General features: G+C 41.7%; 21 protein-coding genes. 4 read left to right on the forward strand and 17 right to left on the reverse strand.

Annotated elements, in window-relative coordinates:
- Positions 1-51 precede the first annotated feature (51 nt).
- The 6 genes from pyrH to HLI_RS05560 all read right to left on the reverse strand — a co-directional run bounded on the left by pyrH (position 52) and on the right by HLI_RS05560 (position 6,646).
- Positions 52-792, reverse strand: coding sequence for a UMP kinase (gene pyrH / locus HLI_RS05535; RefSeq protein WP_128523771.1), 741 nt, complete (start codon positions 790-792; stop codon positions 52-54).
- 189 nt (positions 793-981) lie between these two features.
- Positions 982-1,518, reverse strand: a complete 537-nt coding sequence (locus HLI_RS05540) for a hypothetical protein (protein ID WP_128523773.1) — start codon at positions 1,516-1,518, stop codon at positions 982-984.
- Positions 1,519-1,730: 212 nt separating this feature from the next.
- Positions 1,731-3,140, reverse strand: a complete 1,410-nt coding sequence (locus tag HLI_RS05545; protein WP_128523775.1) for a SpoVR family protein — start codon at positions 3,138-3,140, stop codon at positions 1,731-1,733.
- An 85-nt stretch (positions 3,141-3,225) separates the two neighbouring features.
- Positions 3,226-3,723, reverse strand: coding sequence for a GNAT family N-acetyltransferase (locus HLI_RS05550; RefSeq protein ID WP_164908496.1), 498 nt, complete (start codon positions 3,721-3,723; stop codon positions 3,226-3,228).
- 68 nt (positions 3,724-3,791) lie between these two features.
- Positions 3,792-6,002, reverse strand: a complete 2,211-nt coding sequence (locus HLI_RS05555) for a YhgE/Pip family protein (RefSeq protein ID WP_128523779.1) — start codon at positions 6,000-6,002, stop codon at positions 3,792-3,794.
- Positions 6,003-6,070: 68 nt separating this feature from the next.
- Entirely contained in the window at positions 6,071-6,646 is a 576-nt protein-coding gene (locus tag HLI_RS05560) for a TetR/AcrR family transcriptional regulator (protein ID WP_128523781.1), read from the reverse strand.
- A 118-nt stretch (positions 6,647-6,764) separates the two neighbouring features.
- On the opposite strand from HLI_RS05560, the gene HLI_RS05565 reads away from it, so the two are divergent.
- Positions 6,765-7,475, forward strand: coding sequence for a class I SAM-dependent methyltransferase (locus HLI_RS05565; RefSeq protein ID WP_128523783.1), 711 nt, complete (start codon positions 6,765-6,767; stop codon positions 7,473-7,475).
- 23 nt (positions 7,476-7,498) lie between these two features.
- Here the strand turns inward: HLI_RS05565 and HLI_RS05570 are convergent, their stop codons facing one another.
- Complete coding sequence (locus HLI_RS05570; RefSeq protein ID WP_128523784.1) at positions 7,499-8,044, reverse strand: YhcN/YlaJ family sporulation lipoprotein; 546 nt, start codon at positions 8,042-8,044, stop codon at positions 7,499-7,501.
- A 162-nt stretch (positions 8,045-8,206) separates the two neighbouring features.
- The gene (locus tag HLI_RS05575) at positions 8,207-8,674 is read right to left on the reverse strand and encodes a hypothetical protein (RefSeq protein ID WP_128523786.1); all 468 of its coding nucleotides are present in this window, start codon (positions 8,672-8,674) and stop codon (positions 8,207-8,209) included.
- 187 nt (positions 8,675-8,861) lie between these two features.
- On the opposite strand from HLI_RS05575, the gene HLI_RS05580 reads away from it, so the two are divergent.
- Positions 8,862-9,101 carry a YhdB family protein gene (locus HLI_RS05580; RefSeq protein WP_128523788.1) on the forward strand — a complete coding sequence of 80 codons (240 nt, stop codon included), beginning with the start codon at positions 8,862-8,864 and terminating at the stop codon, positions 9,099-9,101.
- 95 nt (positions 9,102-9,196) lie between these two features.
- Here HLI_RS05580 and HLI_RS05585 read toward each other — a convergent pair whose 3' ends face one another.
- Positions 9,197-9,922, reverse strand: a complete 726-nt coding sequence (locus tag HLI_RS05585) for an SDR family oxidoreductase (protein ID WP_128523790.1) — start codon at positions 9,920-9,922, stop codon at positions 9,197-9,199.
- Positions 9,923-9,936: 14 nt separating this feature from the next.
- The gene (locus HLI_RS05590; RefSeq protein WP_128523792.1) at positions 9,937-11,499 is read right to left on the reverse strand and encodes a GNAT family N-acetyltransferase; all 1,563 of its coding nucleotides are present in this window, start codon (positions 11,497-11,499) and stop codon (positions 9,937-9,939) included.
- A gap of 162 nt (positions 11,500-11,661) precedes the next feature.
- Here HLI_RS05590 and HLI_RS05595 point away from each other — a divergent pair, with 162 nt between their 5' ends.
- Complete coding sequence (locus HLI_RS05595) at positions 11,662-12,294, forward strand: TetR/AcrR family transcriptional regulator (protein ID WP_164908497.1); 633 nt, start codon at positions 11,662-11,664, stop codon at positions 12,292-12,294.
- Between the two features lie 326 nt (positions 12,295-12,620).
- Here the strand turns inward: HLI_RS05595 and HLI_RS05600 are convergent, their stop codons facing one another.
- The 4 genes from HLI_RS05600 to sigI all read right to left on the reverse strand — a co-directional run bounded on the left by HLI_RS05600 (position 12,621) and on the right by sigI (position 16,625).
- Complete coding sequence (locus HLI_RS05600) at positions 12,621-14,042, reverse strand: dihydrolipoyl dehydrogenase family protein (RefSeq protein WP_128523796.1); 1,422 nt, start codon at positions 14,040-14,042, stop codon at positions 12,621-12,623.
- Positions 14,039-14,434, reverse strand: a complete 396-nt coding sequence (locus HLI_RS05605; protein ID WP_128523798.1) for a DUF1499 domain-containing protein — start codon at positions 14,432-14,434, stop codon at positions 14,039-14,041. Before HLI_RS05605 ends, HLI_RS05600 begins: the two co-directional genes overlap by 4 nt.
- 251 nt (positions 14,435-14,685) lie before the next feature.
- Complete coding sequence (locus tag HLI_RS05610; protein ID WP_128523799.1) at positions 14,686-15,891, reverse strand: anti-sigma-I factor RsgI family protein; 1,206 nt, start codon at positions 15,889-15,891, stop codon at positions 14,686-14,688.
- Complete coding sequence (gene sigI / locus HLI_RS05615) at positions 15,888-16,625, reverse strand: RNA polymerase sigma factor SigI (RefSeq protein WP_128523801.1); 738 nt, start codon at positions 16,623-16,625, stop codon at positions 15,888-15,890. The genes HLI_RS05610 and sigI overlap by 4 nt, the downstream gene beginning before the upstream one ends.
- 437 nt (positions 16,626-17,062) lie before the next feature.
- Here sigI and HLI_RS05620 point away from each other — a divergent pair, with 437 nt between their 5' ends.
- Positions 17,063-17,683 (forward strand): flavodoxin family protein, encoded by a 621-nt coding sequence (locus HLI_RS05620; protein WP_128523803.1) that lies wholly within the window; start codon positions 17,063-17,065, stop codon positions 17,681-17,683.
- A gap of 16 nt (positions 17,684-17,699) precedes the next feature.
- Here the strand turns inward: HLI_RS05620 and HLI_RS05625 are convergent, their stop codons facing one another.
- Genes HLI_RS05625 through HLI_RS05635 form a run of 3 tightly spaced genes read right to left on the reverse strand, consistent with a single transcriptional unit; the run spans position 17,700 to position 22,342 of the window.
- A complete protein-coding gene (locus HLI_RS05625; protein WP_128523805.1) occupies positions 17,700-18,536 on the reverse strand; it encodes a S1C family serine protease in 837 nt (278 codons plus the stop codon).
- A 33-nt stretch (positions 18,537-18,569) separates the two neighbouring features.
- Entirely contained in the window at positions 18,570-20,597 is a 2,028-nt protein-coding gene (locus HLI_RS05630; RefSeq protein ID WP_128523807.1) for an ABC transporter ATP-binding protein, read from the reverse strand.
- Complete coding sequence (locus tag HLI_RS05635) at positions 20,594-22,342, reverse strand: ABC transporter ATP-binding protein (protein WP_128523809.1); 1,749 nt, start codon at positions 22,340-22,342, stop codon at positions 20,594-20,596. Before HLI_RS05635 ends, HLI_RS05630 begins: the two co-directional genes overlap by 4 nt.
- Positions 22,343-23,254: the final 912 nt, after the last annotated feature.

Below are 23,254 nucleotides of genomic sequence, written 5' to 3' on the forward strand. Positions count from 1 at the left end.
TGCACTTCTATGGTATCTCATTGAAAAATGTTTCAATACAAGCCTATAGACCTAGACTTCTTCCTGAAATTTAGAGGGGCGATGTGAGATCAGAGTGCCCGCATCCATGCCCTGGCAGACATTTTTCATAATACCAGCCTGATCAAAGTTGAATATGTGTACAGGCAATTGATGGTCACGGGCAAGAAGTAACGCAGATTGATCCATCACTTGTATGTTTTGTAACAATATATCATCGTAATTCAATGTACCATACATCTTCGCATTCTCATGAATCGTAGGGTCAGCAGTATATACACCGTTGACACCTTGCTTGGCAACAAGGATAGCATCACACTCCAGTTCGATCGCCCGCTGAACAGCTGGGTAGTCTGTCGTTACGAACGGTTGCCCGTTCCCCCCTGCAAGAATGATGATATAACCTTTATCGAGGTGGTGCATGGCCTTCAAGCGGATATATGGTTCTGCAACACTGGATACAGGTACTGAACTCATCACACGTACTTCTTTTTCCGATTTACTCTTCAGAACCCCACGAAGCATCAGGCTGTTGATAACGGTGCCAATTGTTCCTATGTTATCCGCTTCGACACGATCGATGCCCCACTTTTCAGCCGTGCGTCCGCGAAAGATATTCCCACCTCCAATAACAAGAGCGACTTCAACTCCCTCTTCAATCAATGTCAAAATCTCATTAGCAATATGTTCTAAACTTGCATGATCGAAGTTGTCCTGACTATCTCCTTTTAAAGCGCCTCCACTGATTTTCAATAAAACGCGTGAATATCTCACTCCAGTCCCTCCTTCATTCTAAAAAAAGAGCATAGACATTGTCTATGCTCTCCAATAGGAACGGAAAAATAAGCAGTCCTTTACTACAGACAGATTTTGCTTGCTCCATTTTCACCGCTCCCTTCTCATATATTTTGACTATTCAACATTGTATCATATGCATGGAAGAAAGAAACATTGCTGCTCACCTTATTCAACAGGAATAGTCGTTTCCAACCACGCCTGTGCATTCGGAGTAGCTTCATCCCCTTCAGCAATCATTGGATAAAAGAAGAGTGTCAGTTCTTCTAAATCCTGATCATAGTGGAAACCATCGAATTGAACATATTGAAAAACAGAAAAGGTACCTGCGACCAGACCGACTGTCCGTCCATCATAAGTCGTCCCATTGGAATCCACCGCTTTTACAAGAAACTCGATTTGACCCTTTTTCCGCTTCCATTTCTTTTCTTCATTATTCATGAGGTTGTTCCCTTTACCATACCACATACCAAAATATAGCCCTTTGGATGTATTACGGCTGTAGAGCTTCGTGAGGTGCACACCTTCATCACCAATTTCAAGCTTCCCTTCCGTCAATGGCTGCGGGTGCTGATTCGGCTCTTCGACCATCGGATAGATTTGATCATTGGTCAATCGATTCAATTCTCGGTTATCAAGATAGAAAAAGCAAACAATGATAATCAAAGCAATTAAACTGAATATGGCCAGGCGAATCTTTTTCATTTGTTTCACCTCTTTATGTAAAGGTAAATCTTACCTTAATTATAGCAGATTCCATTCTGATTTGAGTTATTGGAAGTGACATTTATATAAGTAGTGCTAAACACTATCTCCGTTTGAGTTTGAGGATACTCTACCTTGCTATGGTTATCGTTAAGCCTGTTTCTTTCATGGAACAAAAAGACCGCCCCTTCAGAGAAAGGGCAGCCTTTAAATCACAAATATTTCTTCTGTACTTTCTTACCACCATAACTGAACACAACCTCCCGGCCTTCGACTAGCGTTTCCATATGGACTGCCCTTCCCCAAAGCTGGTACACGTATGGTAAAGTTTTTTCGAGGTAGCTTACATCAAGCTCTACATCCTCATAATGATGTTTCAAATACAGCTCTCCGCCTTTAACATAATCCCCATCTTGTACTGTGATGTATGGAAAGCCTCCATTCACGCGCATTGTGACCAATTGATCGCGAACGGCTTCATGATCTTTGTCTGTGATTTTATATTTTTGGCCCTGTTTTTGAAATAGATATAAGTCTTCCCGTCGCACCAATTCCCTTGTCAAGTAGTTTCGGATAAAGCTTTGATCTGATTCGATTTCTCGGACTTCAAACATTTTCTCACGTCCGGTTCCCGGCTCTATTCCGTGCTTCTTCATTTCTTCTGTAGGGTTATCATAGCGCTCTTCAATATCTTCAAAGATTTTCAGCCCCAAATAATATGGATTCAACTGTGTTTTAGAAGGTTGGACTACACTTGCATTTAATTTCGCGAATTCAATGGACTCATCACTCGTTAAATCCAATTCCCTCAATATCCTTGCATGCCAGTAGGAAGCCCATCCTTCATTCATGATCTTCGTCTCAAGCTGTGGCCAGAAATATAACATTTCTTCGCGCATCATCGTCAAGATATCCCGTTGCCAGTCTTCCAATTCGCGGCTATACTGTTCGATGAACAAAAGCAAGTCCTTCTCAGGTCGAGGCGGAAATTTCTTTTTCTTCTTGAAAAAAGAACGGTCTTCAGAAGAGGACTCATCTATTTTCCAAAGGTCGTCATAAACCGTTTGCTGCGGCTTCTCTTCACTTTCTTCCTCTTCCATCGACCAGGATAACTTAGGGCGCACAAGTGAAGGGTCGATATGCTCTTGAATAGCTAGTACAGCATCCAAAAATGACTCCACTTGCTGTTTTCCGTATATTTTGTCGTAGGTTGCTACTCGCTCAGCCGTGGCTGCCATACTTTCAACCATGTCCCTTTTGGTGTTTTGAAAACGGGCATTGTTTTTGAAGAAATCACAGTGAGCAAGGACATGGGCCACGATCAGTTTATTCTGGATCAGGCTGTTGGAGTTTAACAAAAACGCATAACAAGGGTTAGAATTGATGACAAGTTCATAAATTTTACTTAGACCAAGATCATATTGCAACTTCATTTTGTAATACTGTTTGCCGAAGCTCCAATGTGAGAAGCGTGTCGGCATACCGTACGCTCCGAATGTATAAATAATATCATCAGGACAGACTTCATAACGCATTGGATAGAAATCAAGCCCGAATCCTTTAGCGATTTCAGTGATTTCCCTGATCGCATATTCGAGCTTCTTTTGGTCATCTGGTTTCAAAGATGCCCCCTCCTTCGATTTCGCTTATCTTACTATATGAGGGGGGAAGAAAGAACATGAAGATTCCCGTCATCTTATATAAAAGCTATGCTAGAATTTTCGCCATCACATATTCGTCCACCGGCTCGTCGTGGACAACCAGTGACTTACGCTTGGTCCCTTCGATTTCAAATCCCATTCTTTCATAAAATTTCACAGCCCGTTCGTTATGAACCATGACACTTAATTCTAAACGGATGAGACCGTTAGCAACTCCCCAATCATCAAGGTCAAGAAATAGCTGTTTCGCAATTCCCTGCCCATGAAATTTTTCCAGAACCCCTGTGATGATTTGACCAACATGTGCATTACGGTCAGCTCCGCCTCCGAACACAGTGACATGACCGACAAAGTCTCCATCGTTTTCGGCTACAAGAATGGTCGAGTTCTTTTTCTTATGTAGGTTGTAAATCATTTGCTCTACTTGTTCGTTTGCCCAACTTCTCTCGTTGGCTCCGTATAGGAGGAAATCTGATTCTGTTTCTAATTTCTGAATGAGTCTTGCATATTGATAAGCTTCTTGCGGTTTTACTGAATGAATCAATGGAGAATCCTCCTTTTTCATCTATTATAACAAAAAAACGGAGATACTTAAGTACCTCCGCTTTACCATTAGACAGCTTCTTCTTGTATTGATGAATGACGATCCTTCCTGAATGACCATATAAAATAACAGGCAGTGATAATCAGACAAGCGGCTGTGAATCCTCCGAGAATCAAGGTGTTCTGCCACATGGCCGAGGTATTACCCTCTGATATGATCGCTTTGAATCCAGAAACGGAATAAGTCATTGGCAGCAAGGGATTGAACATTTGCAATGGTTTGGGTATGAGTTCCAACGGGAATGTTCCTGCACTTGTCGTCAACTGCAAAATCAGAATCAGAATGGCGATGAACCGGCCTGGATCCCCGAACCATGTGACAAGCACTTGCACAAGAGCCATGAATGTCAAGCTTGTGATTACGCTGAATAAATAAAAATATCCGACATTGGGTACTTCCAGTTGCAACCCGAAAAGGATCACACTTGCAGCAATGATCGCTTGAACGGTTCCAGCTACAAACAGTACACCGAACTTCGATACAAACCAACTGAAAGCATTTCCCGGACGCCCAAATGATTCACGGACAGGATAGACAATGGTGATCAGCAATGCACCAACAAATAATCCTAAGGATAAAAAGTATGGTGTGAAACCAGTTCCATAATTAGGAACATGATTGACAGCGTTTTTCTCAACATCAACAGGTTCAGCCATCATACCGCTGGTCGCTTCACCTGAAGGAACCTCACCAGCTTTTGTAGAGGCTTCACCAAGATTCGTTTGAAATTCCTCCGTACCTGAAGCCAAAGAAGTGCTTCCATCCGATAAATCCGCAGCTCCTTGTTGGAGTTTCCGTGAGCCATCTGCTAATTGGTTCGACCCATCAAAAATGCGACTTGCTCCTTGATTCACTTCAGATGCACCTGCGGCTACTTGCTCAGATCCTGTCACTGCCTCTCCCAATCGCTGAGAAAAAGTGTTCATGTTTCCAAGCAATTTTTCTTCACCATCTGATAGCCGAGCAGCGCCCGCATATAAATCCTGCTGGCCACTCACAAGCTCGGATGCTCCTTTCTTCAATTGTTTTTGGGCATGAATGACCGAGCTCATTTGGTCAGATAGAGGAGCTGTTTTTTTCTGCAGTTGACCTGCCCCTGCTGCTAAAGACTGCGCACCATTTTGTAATTTTTCGGAACCTAGCTGCATTGCCTCCACTTTAGCCAACAGCGCCTGTTTTTCCTCTTCAGGCATGTCCTTAAGCAGTGGAGATAGCTGCGTTTTCAAACCTTCTGCACTTTGAGCAATCTGTGCAGCTGACGAGGATACATCACTTGCTCCACCCGATAACTGGCTGGCGGCTTGATGCAATTCACCTGCGCCGTGCTCAAGCGGAGAGGTACGCTCGATCAATTGGCCGAGCCCTTCATTAAGTTGAACAGCACCTTGTTCAGACCTTTCGAGGCCTGCTTGGAGATCTTCAGCTCCTTCCCTCGCATTTACGGTCCCTTGTTTCAAAGAAGAAAAACCATCTTGTAAACCCGACAGCCCTTCTCGTAGATCTGATGATCCAGTCGCTAAGCTGGCGGCTCCGTTTCTCAACGATTGAGTTCCATCTGCTAGCTGCAGCTGTTTTTCTGTAAATGTTGCGAGCTTATCTTTTATTTTACTTGACGCGGACTGAAGGTCCGCAGCTCCGTCGTTCAGCTCTCCTGCCTTTTCACTGGCATCGGCAAGACCATCCTTCAATTTATTGAATTGATTGAACATCGCATCTGCATAATTATCTGTCATTTCGCTGGAGAGTTTAGCTTTCATTTGCTCAGCAGCTGATTCTCCGATTTGCGCAGATAAGAAATTGAAACCCTCGTTCGGTACATACTTCAATTGAGGTTGCTTTGGCTGGTCCCCCATTATAGTCGTCGCATCAGAAGAAAAATGTGTGGGTATTTCAACCAGCATGTAATAATCCTTATTTTCAAGTCCGGCATAACCTTTTTCCTTTGAAACGTTATGATATTCGAAGTCTCCACTATCTTCTAACTGATGAATGAATTCTTCTCCAATGTCCAATGACTCTCCATTGAACTCTGCACCCTCATCCATATTTACAACGGCTACCGGCAGTTCATCCATGCTGCCGTATGGGTTCCAAAACGCCCAAAGGAACATTCCGCTATAGATCAACGGAATGAACATAACTGCTAAAAACGGAATCAGTATTTTCCTGTTTTTCCCGATATGCTTCCACTCTGAAAGCCAAGATTTCCAACCATTCATTTTTCTACCTCCTAATAATATATGACCACTTCGTTCATTTGGTCACTTCCGACTAAAAAAAAGGACCATCAAGATGGTGACAATCCTTTAAATACATAATCATCAAATAATCCAAGGATTTTTTCTTTTGAGAGTGGTTTATGTCCATCTTCCCAGTCAATAATCAAAGCCATATAAAGTTTCAGCATCATGAATGCAGTGATCTCCGGATCACATTCACGAATATCCCCTCGATCCATGGCTAGAATAATCTTTTCCTTTAAATAATCTAAAATGAGGCTTTCAATATTTTGCAAGGCTTCCTGAACAGCGGTAGTTCGCATCTCTCGAGCCTCATAGACCAACTTAACAGTAAGTTGATGACTCCTTCGATATTCCAAAAGTTCAAACAAAGCTAAATGAACATTTTCTTTGAGTGTTTTTTCGTCACTCATGACAGATTCCGCTTTTGATTTCATTTCTTGGAGTAATTCCGAAATAATGTCTTGAAAAAGCTCTTCTTTGTTTTTAAAAAAGTTATAAATCGTCCCTTTTCCTACATTTGCTGCTTTAGCAACATGGTCCATCGTTGTCGCTTTATAACCAAACACAGAAAAAGATTGCTGAGCTGCTTCTCGTATTTCTTCTTTTCGTGTCTTACTCATATTCCACCACCTGACTATTTGAACGTTTTAGTCAAATCCTCTAATACAGATTATACATCTTAATTTTTGAGTTGCAACCTTTTCCTTTATACTGGTAATAAATGATAAGGGGGACCATATGAAAAAGAACATTTATCAATCCTACGAAAAACTGAGCAGCCACTATGAATTCGATGTGGATACAAAACCCTACAACGCTTACCTGGAGAGGCCTGAGATGGTGAATCATCTGCCGCAATTATCAGGTAGACAGGTCCTTGATGCCGGTTGTGCATCAGGATGGTATGCTGCCTTTATGGCAAAGCAGGGAGCTGAAGTGACAGCGATTGATTTAAGCGATTCAATGATAGAAGCTGCGAAGAGGCGGACGCAAGGTCAAAATGTCCATGCCTTCGCCCATGACTTGACCCGTCCGCTTCCTTTCGAGAACAACCGGTTCAACGTCATCATCAGCTCCCTGACTTTGCACTACATAAAAGATTGGCAACCGATTTTCCATGAGTTCCATCGAATTTTGAAGCCTGGAGGGACTTTCCTTTTTTCTACTCACCACCCATTTATGGATTATGAGAACTTTCCGATTGCTGATTATTACGAAACTCAACTGCTTCACGACCAGTGGGAAGTAAATGGAGAACTGGTTGATATGTGGTTTTACCGGAGACCTTTAAATCAAATCACCCATTATGTAAATGAATATTTCCTTATGAAAAAGTTGATTGAGCCACTCCCGACAAAAGAATTCAAGCACATCCACCCGAACGGTTACGAAAAGGTATCCACTAAACCAAATTTTTTAATCATCAAAGCAGAAAAACCAGGAAGCTAATAAAAAGCCCCCTGGTTCTCTCATTATGATCGTTGGTCAGGAAAAACTCTGTCGACCATTTCTCCGAATTCACGGAAAAAACCTCTTACAGGTTCACCATTTTCAACATCATTGACATAGTTGTTCGTCAAGTCAACAAAGTCTGGGTTCGTTGAAATATAAACATTGTTTATGTTTTCATCAGAAGCTTTGACGGCCTTTTCGATTTGCTTTTTCATGTCGTCAGAGACTTTGTTCTTATCGCCTTTAGGATTGTCTAACTCTGCTGCGACATATGCGTTGTCCCGTGTTTTCAAAACATACGCGTTATCTACCCCATCAACATCTTTTGTGATGCGGTTAGCAGCGTCCTTGGCTACACGATAATTCGTATTGTGGACCATCCCACGGTCATTTTCGGCTTTGTCGACATTGTTACCCTCTTGACTCATGTTATCCGCTTCACGCTCGAAGCGTGTGTTCTGGACTCCATTGTCATTACCTTTGTCGTCCCCTGCTTCCTGTTCTGCCTGACAAGCTACAAGTGAACTTGCAACTAACAAACCGATAGCAAATGCCTTAATCTTCATTTTTGTATACCTCCTTCCATGATTATTTGTAGTATGTGTGTCCACCTTCCAAATATGCGATTGAAAATAGAGGTACTGAAGATGCTAGCTCTGCTTGATAACATGTAGAAGATCTTAAGCCATAATAAAAACCTCAGATCATCGGAATGATCTGAGGTTTCTTCAGTCTGCAAATGGTAAGCTCCACCATATGTGAATAAAAATAAGATATACAAATAAAATACCGTTAATGAAAATCAAAAATGCAGGCACTAACTTATAAGCATTCAACACTTTGCTATAACAAGTTTTCATTAAAATGAAGCCAGCGATTAATAATAAGTACAAACCGATGAACCAGATCCACGTATAATCCGTGGTCGCATCAAACCCTAATTCATATCCAATGGCGAATAATATCCAAGGAATCAAAAACGTAAGAATCGCTACAGGCATATACCTTTGATCCGTTTTTATGTAAAACAGGGAAATGATTGCACATAAAAGTGTTAAGCCCCCAATGATTTCACTGATCAATATCATCACACCTTGAGTTGCATCCGCTTCAGCTGTTACAAAGCTTAAAAACAAAAACAAACCGAATGTGATGACACACCCCATGTTGACATAAAGCAATTGTTTCTCTGTCATCACCAAGTCTCCCTCCATAATGCATAAGCAAAACTTTTCCATACTATCATAACAAAATTTCCAGTACTTTGCGGAAGAATTACGTAAAATTGTGTCACTATTCCCAGAACTGTGACGAACTCTCAGTGTGAGCCTTTCCCTTATCGGAGATAATAAAAACACTCCTTTCAAAAAGGATGTGTACACCATGAATCAATACGATTACGATAAAGCGCTTCACTTCATGATTTGGGGCCAATGGGATGACCTGCTCGTATTAATGGTCCGAACTCGGGACCAATTCTTATCAAAGAAAATCGAGACATTTCTCCATGCCAGTTACTACCCAAGCAAACAAAGTGAAATGCTTGAATCCCATGAAGCATTGTTGAGCTATATCGATCACGCTCAAACAACCAATGATATTCACACTAACGTTTATTTATAAACTCGGCAGAGTTAGAAAAAACAACAAAAAATAACACCTCAGGTCATCCAGATTCTGGATGACCTGAGGTGTATTTATTTTCCATTTACCATCGGTTAAATTCTTGGATACTCCTGGACCAATGGATGGATGTGCATTTCATCTATTAGCATGTGCTTTGGAGCTTGCGCCATATAAACGACCGCTTCTGCAATATCCTGGACCTTCAACCAATCCGCCTTATCCGGGTCCCCTTGCGTCCCGTTAGCAAAGTAAGTGTCGACCATTCCTGGATTGACGGTCCCGGCGCGAATTCCATCCTTACGAACCTCTTGAGCAAGAGAGCCCATGAAACCTTGGACCGCATATTTTGTGGACGTATATAAAGCACCGCCTTCCGGAATCGTATATCGGGAAACGTCAGAAGCAACAGTTATGATTGTTCCGAACTGTTGCTTCTTCATGATAGGCAACACTGCTTTACTTGCAAGAAAGACCCCTTGTACATTCACTTCATATGTGCGCTTCCATTCCTCAACGGTTACATCTTCAAGGGATTTGAAGCCGCCGATACCCGCATTATTTACAAGAATATCGACCTTTCCATACGCATTCTTCGTAGCCTGGACGACATGATCGATTTCATTTTCATCACTGACATCAGCTGTAAAGGAAAAAACATTGGTGTAACCTTTGTCAACTAATTCTTCTTTCGTTTTATGAATTTGTTCAGAACTGCCGGCTATCGACAAACGCACGCCTTTTTCAGCCATTTGAAAAGCGATTTCTTTCCCTATCCCTCTAGATGCACCGGTAATGATTGCTACCTGTTTGTCCAACATGGACATTCCCTCCTTTATGTTCGTTTCGGTTTATGGTCCGTTTCTATGTTAAATCGGGTTTCAAATAAATCCCGACGGCGATCACGAAGCTGCCGGACCGTACCAGATTTACGCTGCCTCCGTAAAATTTCTAAATCAACATCTCCAACAACAACCGTTTCCACATTAGGGTTACATTCCCCGATAATTCCATCTCTAGCGAATTCAAAGTCCGATGGAGTGAAAATACCTGACTGCGCATATTGAATATCCATATTTTCTACTTGAGTCATATTCCCTACCGTTCCCGCGATTACTGTATACACTTGGTTTTCAACTGCTCTTGCCTGTGCACAGTAACGAACGCGCAAATATCCCTGGCGGTCATCTGTACAAAATGGAACAAAAATGATATTCGCTCCTTGGTCGACAGCATATCTTGCCAGCTCAGGAAACTGGATATCATAACAAATTTGGATCGCAATTCTACCGCAATCCGTGTCAAATACTTTGATAGCATCGCCTGGCTGGATCCCCCACCAGGTCCGCTCATTCGGAGTGACATGGATCTTATACTGCTTTTCTATTGTGCCATCTCGACGGAAAAGATATGAAATATTATAAATTTGATCTTCTTCTTCAACAAAATGCGACCCGCCAATGATGTTGACATTGTATTTCACAGCCAAGTGGGTGAACATTTCTATATAATCTTCTGTGTACTCACTTAATCGACGAACCGCTTTTGAAGGTACTTTTTCCTCCAAAAAAGACATAAGCTGAGTGGTGAAAATTTCGGGGAATACAGCAAAATCAGAACCATAATCTGCAGCGACGTCAACGTAATATTCACATTGCTTCGTAAATTCTTCAAATGAATCGATATTTTTCATCATGTATTGGATGACCATGATACGCACAGGGTGACTTGTTTTGAAATGCCGTTTCGTCCTGGCCCGGTAATCGATGTTGTTCCACTCCATCAAAGTCGCGTATTTAGCTGAAAGATTATCATCCGGCAAATAATTCGGATTTATTCGCATAACTGTAAACCCGTTCATGATTTGAAAGGTAAGAACAGGATCATAAATATTCTGGTTCCTCACTTCTTCTACATACTCCCGGGGGCTCATTTCATTTTCATGCTTGTGATAATTCGGAATCCGGCCACCAATGATGATGCTCTTCAAGTTCAACTCTCTCGCCAACTCTTTTCTCGCTTCATACAAACGCCGGCCGATTTTCATGCCACGATATTCGGGATGGACCATCACTTCTATCCCGTAAAGGTTATATCCATCAGGGTCATGGTTAGTAATGTATCCTTCATCTGTGATGTCATCCCATGTATGTTTGTCATCATATTCATCAAAATTCACAATTAAACTAGAACAGCTACCGATGATTTTGCTTTCGAATTCTACAACAAATTGACCTTCTGGGAATATTTTCAAATGACTTTCTAAATGCTTTCTTTCCCATGGGTCCATGTCAGGAAAACATACTTTCTGTAATTCAAAAATTTGCTCGATATCTTTATCATGCATTGTTCTCACAATTATTTTCTTCTCATATTGTGTCAGATCGAGCTTTGACATCTTATCGTCCCTCTCCGTATTGAAATCACCTACGCACAATATTATCGTACTGAACCATTCTGGGGTCTGTCTAGTTATAAAAGGTTGCTTTATAGTAATGAAATCCATGAATTGAATCGTTTCATAACCTCGTGTATGATTATTCATGAAGAGGTGTGGCCAATGAATGGATTTGAAAGACGTAAAGAGCGGAAGAAATTGAACATCCTGACTGCCGCCTTGAATTTATTTACAGAATTCGGGGTGCAAAAAGTCAGTATCCAGGAAATCGCACAAAAAGCTCAAGTATCTCAGGTGACGATCTACAATTATTTTGGTGGCAAAGACCAGCTCTTATTCGAAACTGTAAATAAATTCATTTACGACCGTTTTGATAAATTCAAAGACGTTGTTCATGATAATGATATGAACTTTAAAGATAAAATCAGCTTCGTCATCCGTGATAAAAAGGAAAGTGTTCTTCACTTGAATCCTGGTTTTTTAAAAACCGTAATTGCTGACCAGCCTGAATTACAGGAGCTGGTCCAGAACTTTACAATGAATGATGCTGTGCCCCTATTGATGGAACTTATAGACCAAGGAAAGGAAGAAGGTTACGTCCACCCCGATATCTCTTTCCGATCGATTATGTTTTATATAGAGATGTACTATCAAGCGATGCGTTCGACTCCTGATTTCTTTGAACATTCCCTAGCGGACCAAAGCGAAGAAATTACGCAGATGTTCTTCTATGGACTAATGGGAAAGCCAGAGGAACGCCTTCATAAAGAAGATGGGGATGGGACAAAACACTAACTGACCCCAGGAAATGACGACCAATAGGGTGGAATGGATCAAATGGAGCGTAGGCAACATACGTGGACTTCTGTGGGAACAGCACGAGCGGAAGACTAAAGACTCCGGAAGAAAGCGGTCTTTGCTTTCTGAAGAGGCTGAGGCCGTGCCACGGAAAGCGAAGCATGTTCCGGAGCGGAGTATGCATTTATTGCTTCATAAAGAAAAATTCTTTTGTCCCAACCTCTTATTTATAGCAGCGCATCGCCTATTTCCTATAACACCCACACCGTTATTTCATTTTCCTGGAAGATGAAATAAGCTGCCCTCTGAGGACAGCTTTCCACTTATCTCCACTTTCTCACATACCACTTGATTACATCATTCAGACGGCTCCCGAACAACTTGTCCCTCCAATAGAGATCTGCCGTTTGGGAAACTGCATTATTGCGGGCAGGATATGGATGGATAATGCTCGATATCGATTGAAATTTTTTATTCAATGATTGTACCGTCCCAACTTCCTGCATCCATTCACCAGCACCGGCCCCGATCGCATGAGCACCGACGATTTTCCCCCGGTTAGTTGTTAAGACTTTCACTAAACCTTCTGTATTCCTTTCTGCGACAAAGCGGTCATTATTTGAGAGCTTTGTTTTAAATGTCAATAGGTCATCACCATGCTGTTCCCGGGCTTCTTTTTCTGTGAATCCTAAATGGTAGATCTCAGGTGTTGTATAAACGACCCATGGAATCCTTTCATAGGAAACTTTTCGTGCTAAACCGAGGACAGCGTTAGAAACAGCGATTTTCCCTTCCATGCCTGCAACATGAGTAAATGGCATAGATCCATTACAATCCCCTACTGCATAGATATGCTTTTGACTTGTGCGCAACAAGCGGTCGACTTCAATGGCTCCAGCTTCTGTTTTTATATGAGCCCGATTAAGTTCCAACCGGTCAATGTTCGGTTTCCTTCCTGTCGCTACTAACAATTGTTCCGCATGCAATACGTTTACTGAGCCATCTTTTGTATAGTGAACCTTTATGCCATTACCAGAAGGCTCAACAAAATCAGCTTTAGCTCCAGTGAGTATATGAAGTTCCTCTGAGACATTGCGTTGAGCAATTTCCGCAATCTCTTCATCTTCATTGGTCAACACCTGCTCACTGCCTTCGATGACCGTCACTTCTATCCCGAGCCTGCTCATTGCTTGGGAGAGTTCTAAACCGATGATTCCTCCTCCAATGACGACCATTGATTTTGGACGGTGCTTGAGTGAGAAAATGGTTTCATTCGTTAAATATTCCACTGTATCTATTCCATCAACCGGTGGTATAAAAGGGGAAGATCCTGTCGCTATGACAATGCGCTTCGCAGTAATCGTTTTCTCCCCAACTTTTAATGTATGCTCATCTTCAAAGGAAGCTTCCGCCTCATACAGGTCAATTCCCAAGTTAAGAAAACGATCTTTAGAATCGTGTTCTTGTACATCCTTCAGCGCTTGTGCAACACGTTCCATTGAAGATATGAACAAACGATCATAATCTGAGGTTGTCAAATCCTTATAAAGGGAGACTTGATGAACTTCTTGTGCCGCTTGGATAAGGGCCTTAGAAGGCATACATCCGTAATGCAGACAGTCGCCTCCAAGCTCAGGCTGCCGCTCTACAAGTGCGACCTCAGCTCCAAAACTGGCAGCTCCTGCAGCTACGGTCAGACCACCTGAACCTCCACCAATAACGACGATTTGGTAATCGAAACTCAAGTTTGTCCCCTCCTCATTTCTTCATATTGCTTTGAAAAAGCCTTCATTCGTTTATTGTTCACTCCTAAATCAGAATAACCGACTCGTGAAGCAGAACGAAAATGAATGACTTTTTCTTCACTATCGAAATAAAATTCAACATCATCTTTAAAACGCAGCCATTTCGTTTGAATAATGCTATGGATATAATCATCAGACTCTGATTCGATCGTTGTACGCTCCATTCGGCTCAACAATTGTTTGATCATATCTTTAGAAGTGGCCAGATCCTGAGTAAAAGGCAAAGGAGCCATTTGTTTATCATGGTTTTTTGTTTGAGTGGATACACAATTCGGAGAACTTGGACATGCTGCTAACTTTCCCTCTTTTACTCCTAGATAGATTTTCGTCATGGATTTCTCCTCCTTTTCTACACATTACCTTTACATTGAATAATAACACAAGCACAAATGTGCAAGCGCCTTGGTCAGCCTCGACAAGCTTAAGAACTTCCGTACTGTGGAGTGCTCTTGCTTCACAGTACGGATGGACTTAAGACCTCGAGAGGCTAGGCGCTGGAGCTGGATGATCAAATGTGCAAGCATCGCCATAAATACTTGAATTTGCTAGACGATAAAAAAACACTCCAGCCGATTCAGGAGTGTTACTCGCGTTTATGATTATGATTGTTCTTCCCATTATTTGATGAATGACCTTTCGAGGGACTTCCGCGATCCTGATCCTTTTTGTCATGTTGTTTATTTATCTGGCTTTTCTTTTGCTGACCTTTTCTTTTATGTTTCCCAGATTGTTCTTTTTCTTTTACCCCTTTGCTTCCTTTGGACTTCTGCTTGGAGGGTTTTTCTGGAACGTTTTTTTTCTTGCCATGTCCCTCAGCTTTCTCTTGATGGCTTTTACTCTTATCATGATTCCTTGCTTTTCCAGAAGCATCTTCTTCTTTTTTCTTTTGGCCTGGAGCTGTCTTTTTCCCTTTATCCGGGAGTTCGGCATGATCGGGAGCTTTATTTCTCACTGGCGTTTTTAAATGAGGGGATTTTTCACCACGTTTCATTGGGACAGTCGGCGTAATTGTGGAACCAGGCTCTTCTTGAACATCTTCTTGAGATGATTCTTCGTTATAAAATGATTGAATGATTTCCTTATCATCATCTTCGACAGATACAGGAACCGAACCTGTTCCGGTTTCAGACTGCTCTTCCCTTAACCGCTCGGCTAACGTTTCATTGACTGTGGCCTTTTGATCACGTGCTTGCTTGCGGATTTCATCAGGTACTAAGAATGTCGCTATAGTCATATTTGTGGATTGCTCAAGTAAGTAATTTTCGATTTCTTCCGAATATTCCTGGTCATACTCCGAATGCAGGTAACTGAACCCGATCAACACTTGATTTTCGCTGTTCACATAACCTTTTTCATTACTTAAGTGAATCACATCGAAGGTAACTTCGGAGGCGTCTTTCTTCTTCCACCCCTTCAATTCAGAAACAATCTCTTTTGCTTCTGCATTCTGAGCTGTGATATTCAGCACCTGCATTTGATCATTCAATTCAAGTTCAACACTTGGGTTAATATCAATATTCATATATGCATAAGCTTGATTGCTTCCGTACCATGAGTAAACCGGAAAGAAAGCAAGCAAAAATACTATGGCCATAACAGCCACTTTTGTATGGTTGTTACGCAAGACTTGGGTCCAACGGCGGAGGACTTTATGTTCACTGTATGTTTTAAAATGAACTTCCATGCCCACTTCTGCATGCGCTAAATTTTCAGCTCGATGAAATCGACCATCATTTGTCATGACGACCATGTATTCATGTTGCTGCTCCATTACAATACCCTTTCTCACATACCCACCCCTTTCAGATAATCTTTGAGATACACATAATCCCCGTTCAGGATGAGAACAAGAGCAATAATGAATTTACGGTTTCGCTCCAGTGTCTTTTTACTGACATCGACGCGACCAATCAATTCCTTTATCGGCAAGCGGCCTTTATCAAGCACTTGATTCCTTAGTTCGGTATCTTCATAAACAAGTCGGGCCACCTGGACAGCTGATTCACGGGCATCTCTATGTTTTGGTGAAGAGTCAATCAACTCATCAAAAGAAAGCTTGTATCTTTCCAGTTGAGCTTGAAATTCCATAATCTCTTCTTTGCGATGCCACGCTTCTGTTTCCAGGCGATGCCGGTCTTTAGCGGCCGATACTTCTAAAGGATTTTCCATTTGGTCTTCTTCATAAAAATCTTCATCTAATGAAGTGACTTTGATCCTTTTCTGTTCATTGCGAATATGATCGATGACTTTACGCTTGATCACTAGACGCGCGAAAGAAAGGAAGGAACTGCCTTTATCACAGGAATATGATTGAATCGCTTCATTGAAAGCTAGTAAACCGATACTGAATTCATCATCTTTTGTCGGATCTATATATCTCTTACATACTTCAGAAACACTTTTGGCGATAAAAGGTTGATACTGTTTAAGCATTTCGTTCCTTGCTTCGTCATCTCCCTGCTTAGCGGATTCGACTTGTGCATCCAGGGAGGTGTTGTTTTTTTGAAAAAGACGTCTGATCAACCTTTATCACCTCCAGCCTATTAAATGATTTCGTGAGTGTAGTGTCTTTTTTGGGTGTTCATTTTAAATTTATTTCAATTATGTTACAAAATTGTATCAACCAATGCTTCTGAAGTATGTTTCGTTTAAGAGTCGGGTAAAAAGGTATTGTACGTAAGCATGACCATTTTACTGAATATATCGGCGATGGTCTACCACACCGGGGTTACATTTTATTAAATAAACATTTCAAAAAATAAGCACTAAGTCCTTTCATTCATCCATAATCATCCACCATAAAGAACAACATCCAATTATAGATGCTATGGTCCTATGTAGAGCAATCGCAATATAAGTGTTTATCTTATGCAAATCTAGGTTAAATCCTAAGAGAGCGACTTTTTCAGCAATCATATTCCGATATTAAGAAAAAAACACCAGGAAGGAGGAACGACATAATGAAAGCTGTTTTATTGAATTGCAGTTTAGAAAAAGGAAAAAATGACACAGACACAGAACAACTCCTTAATGAATCAGCTCGTATTTTTCAAAAAGAAAAAATAGATGTTGAAAGGATTCACCTGAGGGACTTCCACATCAAATTCGGGATTACCACAGAATTTGATCAAGAGGAAGATTGGCCTTTCATTTTCGAAAAAATTCTTGAAGCTGATATCGTCCTGCTCGGCACTCCGATTGCAATGGGCGACAAGAGCAGTATTGCATCACTCGTGATTGAGCGATTACAAGGCTATCATAAATTAACAAACCGAAAAGGCCAGGGGCTGTTTTACAATAAAGTCGGAGGAGCGATCGTAGCTGATGGAGGATTTGGCGGAGCACGAACCGCTGCACAATCGATTCACTACAGTTTATCCATGCTTGGATTCACCTTCCCTCCTCATGCGAGCGCAATTTGCAACGATAAACTGGATGATCAGAAGCCTAAATCAGCTGCATGTATCGAAAGTGATGTCGTAAGAATGACTTACAATTTGATTCACTTCTCGGAGTTATTGATGTTCAATCCCATCCCTGTAGTTGGGAACACAATTGAAGAAGGAAAAATACCAGAATAAAAAAACAAGGGACCTCCTAATCGGCGGCCCCTTGTTTTTGTGTTTTCTCATAGTAATAGTCGATAGGAACAGCCAATCCGACTCGTCCCTCTTCGTCATCATGCATGGTAGCAAAGACGACACCAATAACTTCGCCTTGAGTATCAATTACGGGGCTTCCAGAGTTCCCTCTGTATATCGGTGCATCCAACATTAAAACAGGCACATCCCAATCTGATAGTTCGGTGTATCCCAGGACATTTCCCTGATTAGCGATTCCTGTGAAACGTAACGGGTTACCGATAAAGTAAACATGATCGTCTGGCTCGAATGCAGTTTCTTCAGCTAGTTCTAAATGCGGAAAGCTTTTTCCCTCAACATCCAGAACAGCTAAATCCACTTCAGGATAAGTCTCCACCACTTCAGCTTGAAAAAGGCCTTCCTCTGGAAATGCTACAGCAATTCTTTTTTCACCTTCAATTACATGATGGTTCGTTATAATCGTACCATCTTTTGAAATTGCGAATCCCGTTCCTTTGCTTTGCCCTGCATCAACAACCACCACTGCCTGTTTATAGTTACTCACCTGTTCATCAGTCGATAATTTAGCGGAAGTCATCAGAAAATCGACTGCCGGAATTGAAAACGTATTCGGCAGGACCGCAACAATATTCGTCACCATCATAATCGCGATCAGCCAAAAGATCCATTTCGGAAAGGGACGTTTTACTTTTTGCTGCTCAAGTTCCTCCCTTTCACGTGCAAACGCTTTTCTTTTCTCTTCTTGAATGAGTTCATATAATTCTTCGTCATCAATTTCTTCATATAAATCTTCATCTATAATGTCTGGCTTGTCATTTTCCCGTTCGTTCATGGCACCTGCCTCCATGCTTCAGCAGTTTAGGAACTATATTGCGTTTACGCTGACCGAACCTTTTTGCAGTTGGTACATGCGATAATACTCCCCCGAGGAGTCGATAAGCTGTTGATGTGTTCCTTGTTCCACTATTGTACCATGACTCAATACGAAAATTTGATCAGCTTGTTGAATCGTTGATAATCGGTGGGCGATGATAAGTGTTGTACGTCCTTTTTTCAAAACATCTAAAGCCTGCTGAATCAACTGTTCTGTTTCTGTGTCTATATTTGCCGTGGCTTCATCCAAGATAAGCACAGCTGGGTCGAATGCGAGTGCGCGAGCAAAGGATATCAATTGACGTTCTCCCATAGATAAAGAATCCCCTTTTTCTTTAACAGGTTCCTCATATTTTCCGGGGAGTTTCTCTATAAAACGATTTGCTCCGACAGCTTTCAACGCTTTTATCGCCATTTCCCGGGAAATGCGCTCATCATTCATGGTGACATTCGATAAAATCGTACCCGTGAAAATGAACGGATCTTGTAGAACTATTCCCATATGACTGCGCACTTGCTGTCTAGACCATTGTTTTGTCGGATGTCCATTAATTGAAATATCACCCTTTTGTTGATCATAGAAACGGAATAACAGGTTCATAATCGAGCTTTTACCTGAACCCGTATGCCCGACAAAGGCAGCGGTTTCTCCGGCTTTCACATTGAACGAGATGTTTTTTAAGACATTGTTGCCTTTTTCATACGCAAACGTGACGTTTTCAAATACGATATTTCCTTTGTACCGGTCAACTTGCGAATGATCCAGTACTTCAGCTTTTTCATCTAACAGTTCAAATACACGCTTGGCAGCTACGCGGGCTTCCTCCAGCTGTGGAAGCTGATTGACTAGATCTGTCACTGGCTGGAAGAGTCGATTCAAATAATCCACGAACGCGTATAACACCCCGACAGTAACGACGCCTTCCACTCCGATAGAGCTTGAGCCAAAGTACCAAATAAAGCCGACAAAGGCGATGTTACGTAGGACATTCACTAAATTAAAGGAAGTCAAAGCACTTAATTTGACCAGTTTCCTTTGATAATCAAAATGGCGTCCATTAAGCTTTTCGAAATCTTCAGACGTTTGTTTCTGCTGGCGGAAGGCCTGTATGATGGACATTCCCTGAATCGCCTCATTAATATTTCCGTTCATGTCACTGACTGTTGAACGGACAATTGTATTGTACTTTCCTCCAAAATATTTATACATCTTCATCCACCCATAGATGATCGGAATCAGCAAAAGACTCATGAGTGCGAGCTTCACATCCAATAGTAAAAGGGCGATATAAATTCCTGCCATGTAAAAGAAACTTGTAACAAAAGTAGCCAGCACTCTGACATACAACTCACGAATCGCTTCGGTATCATTAGTCACTCTAGCCACGATTTTACCTGCTGGTTGATTGACGAAATATTGAATGGGCAGCCTTTGGATATGAGCGAATAAATCATCTCTCATTTTTCGGATGATCCGATTAGATGACTTCTGCAATAAAAATGTGTGGGTGAATTGAAATACCGCAGCGATCAGCAAGAGCAGTACATAAAGAGCAAGGAGCCAATAGATCGCCGGAATTTCCGGTTGAAAAAAACGATAAAGTTGCTGGATATTCAATCTTTCTGCTTGAGCATTATATGTCTGCTCATCCGTCTCAATGCTCAATGTTCCTTCTTGCCACTGACGATTTCCAGATGTAGGCACTTCACCGTTCACAAAATAATAAGATCGCTCCACTTGCAAAATTGTTACAGTGTCCAAAACCCGGTCTGAGCTGCTTAGGCGATCTGATCTTTTATATAGCTTATTGCTGTATTCAACCGTATGATCATCTGCCACTTCCACTTGATGCCACTGGTTTTCAATGCCGATGATATGCTGATCAATTAAACGTTTGGCAATGAATGGTCCGGTCAATTCCAGTGCTACAGCAACTACTAAACAAATGAGACCTATCAGGATGTTTCTTCTGAATTTCCACGCATATTGAAACAGTTTCCGTTCTGTCGATGTTTTCATCTTCCCACCTCCCCATCTTCCAATTGCTGACGTTCATATTGGTTTTGGTACCATCCACCTTGACGAATCAGCTCTTCGTGTGTACCTTCCTCTGTAACTTGGCCATCTTCTAAAACGAGAATATGGTCTGCATGGGTAACCGCCGACAATCTATGGGCTGCAATGAACGTCGTTTTCCCTTGACGCTCTCGTCTTAAATGTCGGATGATTTCAGCTTCTGTCTTGCCATCGACGGCAGACATTGCATCATCCAACAATAGAATTTCAGGATCCATAATAAATGCCCTAGCAATAGAGACCCTTTGTTTTTGGCCACCGGATAAGGTGACCCCACTTTCCCCGACCTTTGTATCGAGCCCCTCCCGAAGGTCCTTGATATCCTCAGAAAAATGGGCCATTTCTAAAACTCTAAAGATTTCTTGATCCGTTGCATCCGGCTTTCCGAATTGAATATTTTCACGGACAGTCTTGGAAAACAACACCTGGTCTTGTGGAACATATCCAATCCATGAACGTGTGTAATTAAGAGAGAGATCCCTTATCGGAATACCATTGATTTTCACATCCCCTTGGAGCCCAGGATATTCACGGAGCAATTGCCGGAAGAAGGTCGTTTTTCCAGCCCCTGTTTTTCCGACGATTCCTATTGTCTGTCCCCTTTCCACTTTTAAATTGAAGCCCTTCAAACTTGCTGATTCAGCCCCAGGATAACTAAATGTAACTCCATTGAATGTGATGACCTCAGGTGAATCGACCTTTTCCGGTTGGGATGGGTCTAAAACATCCGGTCGATAATTCAATGTATCATTCACCCGGTCCAAAGAAGCATTTCCACGCTGTAGCACATTGATCAGTTCACCTACAGCAAACATAGGCCAAATAAGCATACCTAAGTACACATTAAAGGACACCATTTCTCCTAAAGTAATGATGTTTCGAAAAACGAGGTTGGCACCGTAGCCAAGTCCTATCGTGTAAGATAACCCCACTAATATCTTTATAGTGGGCTCGAATAATGCGTCCACTTTTGCCACTTGGATGTTCTTATCATAAACATCCTCGGTCAATTCGTTAAAATAACGTCGATCATTACGCTCCTGTACAAATGCACGAATCACTCTTACACCACGTACTGATTCAAGCACTCTGTTATTCAAGTCACCAAAAGCTGTCTGTGCTTCAGTAAATCGCTCATGGATGACTTTCCCGTAGCGATTCATGACCAAAGCCATGATAGGTAAAGGAATCAAGGCTGCAAGAGTCAATTTCCAGCTGATCGTGAATCCCATAACCGCAATGATCAAAAACATGAAAACCGTTGAATCGACAAGCGTCAAAATCCCGAAGCCGGCTGTCATCGTCAACGCTTTCAGGTCATTAGTAGCTCTCGCCATTAAATCCCCTGTTCGGTTCTTGCCGAAGAAAGTCGGAGTCATTTGCAAAAAATGATTCATAAGACGCGAGCGCATCGTCCTTTCCATAATCATCGCACCGCTGAACAACGTATAATCCCATAAATAAGAAATTGAATAACTCGCAAAAATCAATCCCCCGTACAGCAGTAAGATCTCCATCAAACGCTCTTTAGTCAATGTGTTGAACTGTATTTCATCAATCGCCATTCCAACCAGCTTCGGGGGTATAAGGTCAATGGCACTGACTATAATTAAAGCAATAATGGCAAATGTATACCGTTTCCAATACTTTTTGAAAAACCAACTCAATTTGAATAAAACACTGAACATTCATATCCATCCTCTCTACATCCCCACTCACTATCCGCTATCTTTCCAATTTTCATTCCATTCCTGCTGTTTCACTTTTTTTATCATTCGACCTTCCTCCTTGGATTTTTATATTGTGAATGGAGCTTCCTCCACCTGTCACCTGACCAGACATACTGTTCAAAAGCTTAAGCACCCTGTCCGCTCTTCAGCTTATTTAAACCACTGAAATTTTTAATAGCAGAAAAAGGTTCGCTGAAGCATGTGGCGTTTTTAAAATTCAAAACGAAAAAAAGCATACGTCCTCGACGTATGCTTCTACACACAAAAAAGGCCCGTATTCACGTGACCTTGTTGGCACATATCCTTTTTAAATCCATTATCAGCCGTGCAACAGATAACAAGTCACGATCAATATAAAGTTGTCTTTTTGTTGAACACTTTGTTTTTCCATTGTCGTGACCTCCTTGTATCAATGATTATTCATTATATAGTTTTCAAAATTTTTAATCAACTGTTTTTTTGCTTTTTTCCAAAAAAATCCGTTTATTTATCTGTTGGAATTTAAAAGGGTTCCGGAACTAAGAATGGAGCTTGAAGTTCCAGGAAATCACTCGTCCAGCTCCATCGCCCAGACACTCGCGTCATCAGCAGACCATCAAAGGAATGAAAAAAGCACATTCCTTTGATGGTCTGCTTATGCCCGTCGTGTCTACCAGGGCAATTCCACCTTTGTGGGGAACTGGCTAGCTTCCTCGGGCTTAAATTCTCTGCGGGATCTCGCTTACTCCCTGCTCCCACGTCCCCCTCCCCATGCGACCATTGCCATAAGAAAATCTCGAAACCGACTTGTTGTATAAGGGATCTCTTAGTTGAAAAAGGCTATGAAAATATTCGCGCAGTGTTCTCCAAACTTAGAATGATCCCTAAATG

It is taken from the genome of Halobacillus litoralis (assembly GCF_004101865.1).
GTDB classification, from domain to species: Bacteria; Bacillota; Bacilli; order Bacillales; family Halobacillaceae; genus Halobacillus; species Halobacillus litoralis_A.